Source organism: Bradyrhizobium sp. (assembly GCF_019244115.1).
In the GTDB taxonomy this organism is placed as follows: Bacteria; Pseudomonadota; Alphaproteobacteria; order Rhizobiales; family Xanthobacteraceae; genus Bradyrhizobium.
The window spans coordinates 1-3499 of sequence record NZ_JAFATE010000308.1; the positions used below are offsets into that span (position 1 = coordinate 1).

The following is a 3499-nucleotide window of genomic DNA, read 5'->3' on the forward strand; positions in this document are numbered from 1 at the left end:
ATCCGCTCCGGCCGCTTCTCCGCCCGCGCTGGCCCGGTCAGGCCCATGCGCTTGCTCCTGCTGAGCGCCGCGTTGCGCGTGTAGCTGGTCCCGAATTTCTGGTTGAGAGCCTTGGCAATCGCCGAAAACGACATTCCACCTGCCAAAAACTCCCGCAGCGCCGCCGAATGTTCCGGCGCCCAATTGTTCGCTTGCATGCTTCCCTGTGCCTTTCTGCCCGTCACGCGATGCCTAGTTTCCGATATTCAGAACAAAAAGTCAAGCTTGAGTTATGATAATCGGAAATGCTATAAGGGACCGCAGACGGAGAAAGGGGTGATTCGATGCTGGACGCTGCAATGATCGAGCGGGGACTTGTAAGAACGGGGAAGAGCAAGGGGGGCCTGGCCCAGGCCATGGGCGTGCGCGCCAGCGCGATATCGGAGATCTTGTCGGGCCTGCGCCAGATCAAGGCGACCGAGATCGCGCCGATCGTCGAATATCTGGAGTTGAACAGGGTGCCGATCATGGGCCGAATCGGCGCCGGCGCGGTGATCGAGCCCGATGTCGAGCAGATCCCGCCGGAGGGGATCGGCGAGGTCGAATTGCCCTTCCCACTGTCCGAAGAGACCATCGCCTTCGAGGTGACGGGTGATTCCATGCTGCCGAAATACGAGAGCGGGGACGTCATCGTGGTCTATCGGGAGCAGCGTCATCCGCTGGCGAGCTTCTATGGCGAGGAGGCCGCGGTCCGCCTCAAGACTGGCGAGCGCTACCTGAAGACGATCGAGCGCGGAAAGTCGCCGTCCACGGTCAACCTCACGAGTTTCAACGCCAAGGCGATCAATGGGGTGAAACTGGACTGGATCGGCGAGATCTGCGTGACCCTGCCGCGCGCCCAGATCGAGCGGCTGCGGTCCAAGGGCGGGTCGCGTGCCCGCAAGGCGAAGACGGCCAAGAAATAGGGCGCGATTTGAAGCCCGCAGGGCCGCTTTGACGCAGGCGCGCGGCGGTTTTTCGGAAGCATGCCCTCGGGCTCGGCCCGGGGGAGCATGCCCGACGGGATCTTTCATGCGTCATGGGCCGGGCTTGCCCCGCCTGCGGGCCGAAGCCCGTTCGGCGGGGCGAAGGCCCGGCCTGCTCGACACCCGGCCAAGGCTTCGCCGGATTTGGTCTCAGTACGGCAAAGCGTCAGTAAAGCCGGGCATGACGAGCATCAGCGGCTGAAATCGCTGGTGTGATTCGCCGGGGCTTTTTCGCTATTTCTGAGTTGACTTTTTCTGCTTTTCGGGAATAATAGACAAACAAGCAAAGTTGATTCCGCAGGGATCCCAGTGCAGTATTTTGTCGTCATGATCGACTATGGCCGGCGCGGTCGCGAAGCCGTGGTCGATCCCGAAATCACCCGGCGCGAGGTGGTCTCGCGGGTCGCCTCAGGCGAGTACCGCAATATCAGCTTCATCCACGAAATCATCGACCAATCGGTCGAGGATATCACGGAGGATATCCTCGCCGAGGCGGCCGTTCCCGAAATCCCGGCATCCGGCGCCGACCTGCAGGCCGCGCAGTTCGATCATGCCCGCGACCTGCGCAAGCATGAGATCGCCTGATCCGCAGAGATGGCCGCGCCTGCGGAGAGGCACGGACACCCGGCGTCCCTGCTCCTTCGTGGAATCAGGCGGGCCGCCGAGCCCTCAGATACCACGATCCTCAGACCAGCAGCACGGTGGATCCCGTGGTTTTGCGCGCGGCAAGGTCGGCGTGCGCCGTGGCCGCGTCCTTCAGCGGATAGGTCTGGTTGACCTCGATCTTGACCGCGCCGGACTGCACCACCTCGAACAGCTCCTTCGCCATCGCAACCAGGTTTTCCCGCTTTGCCGCATAGGTATTGAGCGTCGGACGGGTGACATACAGTGATCCCTTCTGCGCCAGAAGCCCGAGATTGAGCGGCTCGACGGCGCCGGAGGACTGGCCGAACAGCGCGACGACCCCCAACGGCGCAAGGCAGTCGAGCGATTTGAGGAAGGTATCCTTGCCGACGGAATCGTAGACCACCGGCACCTTTTTGCCCCCCGTGATCTCGTCGACGCGCTTCACGAAATCCTCGCGCGTGTACACGATCGTGTGGGCGCAGCCGTGGGCCTGGGCTTGCCTCGCCTTTTCATCGCTGCCGACCGTGCCGATGACGGTCGCACCGAGTTGTTTTGCCCATTGGCTCAGGATGAGGCCGACGCCGCCCGCCGCCGCGTGGAGCAAAATGGTGTCTCCGGCCTTGACGCGATACGTCTGGCGGATCAGGTACTGGACGGTCAATCCTTTCAGCATCATGGCCGCCGCCGTGCGATCATCAATGCCGTCCGGCAGCTTGAGCAGGCGGTCAGCCGGAATCAGCCGGGCTTCGGAATAGGCGCCCATCGGCGCGCTGCCATAGGCGATCCGATCGCCGGGCTTCAGGTCGGTAACGCCCGGACCGACCTCCTCGACGACGCCGGCCGCCTCGCTGCCTAGCCCGCTTGGCAGCTGCGCCGGATAAAGGCCCGCGCGGTTGTAGATGTCGACGAAGTTGAGCCCGACCGCGGTGTGGCGGATGCGCGCCTCGCCAGGACCGGGTTTGCCGAGAGCGACCTCCTCCCACACGAGAACATCGGGGCCGCCGGTCTTGTGGAAGCGGATCGCGTGCGTCATGGCAGAACTCCTGACTTAAGGGATCTTGGAAAGGAAACGTGGCGTAGCGAACTAACACGTAGCCGGGCAATGCGAAGTCAAATCTCGGTCAGGCGTCGATCGCGTCCTTGATCCGCTTGCGCGTCAGCGGCAGGTTTCGTAGCCGCTTGCCGGTCGCATTGACAATCGCATTTGCAATCGAGGCCGCAGCCGGGCCCTGTCCAGTCTCGCCGCTGCCGAGGAATGGCTGACCGGGCCGGTTGATGATGTGCACGGCAATGTCGTCCGGCACGGCGCTAAAGCGCAGGATCGGATAGGTCTGCCAATCGATGCTGGTGATCCGCCTTTCGTCGAAGCTCACGCTTTCGTAGAGCGTCCAGCTCATCGACTGCATGATCGCGCCCTCGATCTGATTGGTCAGGCCATCCGGATTGACGACCTGGCCGCTGTCGACCGCCGCGATCGCGCGGACCAGGCGCGCCCTCCCCGTCTCGCGGTTCACCTCGACTTCGCACGCGATGGCACAATAGGCCGCAAGGTTCTTGTAGCGTGCGAAGGCGAAGCCAAAGCCACGCCCCGGGGCAGCCCTTTGATCCCGCGTCCAGCCGAACTCCTGGGCGGCCTTTGCGATCACGTCGCGCCCGCGCGGATCGTCCAGATGCTTGAGCCTGAATTCGACCGGGTCGGCGCCAGCTGCCGTCGCGAGTTCGTCCATGAAACTTTCGATCGAAAACACATTGTGATAGGCGCCGAGCGCCCGCATCGCCGAGATCCGCAACGGCATCTCGGCAATGAAGTGATGCACCACATGGGCATTGGGAAAGGTGTAGATCGGGATCGCGTTGCGATCGCCGCC

5 protein-coding genes are annotated in these 3499 nt (G+C 63.2%); 2 read left to right on the top strand and 3 right to left on the bottom strand.

From position 1 onward, the window contains the following. On the bottom strand, positions 1-197 hold a 197-nt coding region (locus JOZ76_RS13710; RefSeq protein WP_291699164.1), incomplete at its 3' end, for a GcrA family cell cycle regulator. Between the two features lie 126 nt (positions 198-323). On the opposite strand from JOZ76_RS13710, the gene JOZ76_RS13715 reads away from it, so the two are divergent. Further along, entirely contained in the window at positions 324-944 is a 621-nt protein-coding gene (locus tag JOZ76_RS13715) for a S24 family peptidase (protein WP_291699165.1), read from the top strand. Between the two features lie 369 nt (positions 945-1313). Beyond that, positions 1314-1589: a hypothetical protein gene (locus JOZ76_RS13720; protein WP_291699166.1), complete on the top strand. Its 276-nt coding sequence runs from the start codon at positions 1314-1316 to the stop codon at positions 1587-1589. A gap of 100 nt (positions 1590-1689) precedes the next feature. On the opposite strand, the gene JOZ76_RS13725 is transcribed toward JOZ76_RS13720, so the two are convergent. Then, positions 1690-2664 carry a quinone oxidoreductase family protein gene (locus JOZ76_RS13725; RefSeq protein WP_291699167.1) on the bottom strand — a complete coding sequence of 325 codons (975 nt, stop codon included), beginning with the start codon at positions 2662-2664 and terminating at the stop codon, positions 1690-1692. A gap of 88 nt (positions 2665-2752) precedes the next feature. Beyond that, positions 2753-3499: molybdopterin cofactor-binding domain-containing protein (locus tag JOZ76_RS13730; RefSeq protein ID WP_291699168.1), on the bottom strand; the 747-nt coding region annotated here is incomplete at its 5' end.

Bases quoted from the DNA above. Each gene is read 5' to 3' on its own strand.
- JOZ76_RS13715 (WP_291699165.1), top strand. From the start codon at position 324: ATGCTGGACGCTGCAATGATCGAGCGGGGACTTGTAAGAACGGGGAAG.
- JOZ76_RS13725 (WP_291699167.1), bottom strand. From the start codon at position 2,664: ATGACGCACGCGATCCGCTTCCACAAGACCGGCGGCCCCGATGTTCTC.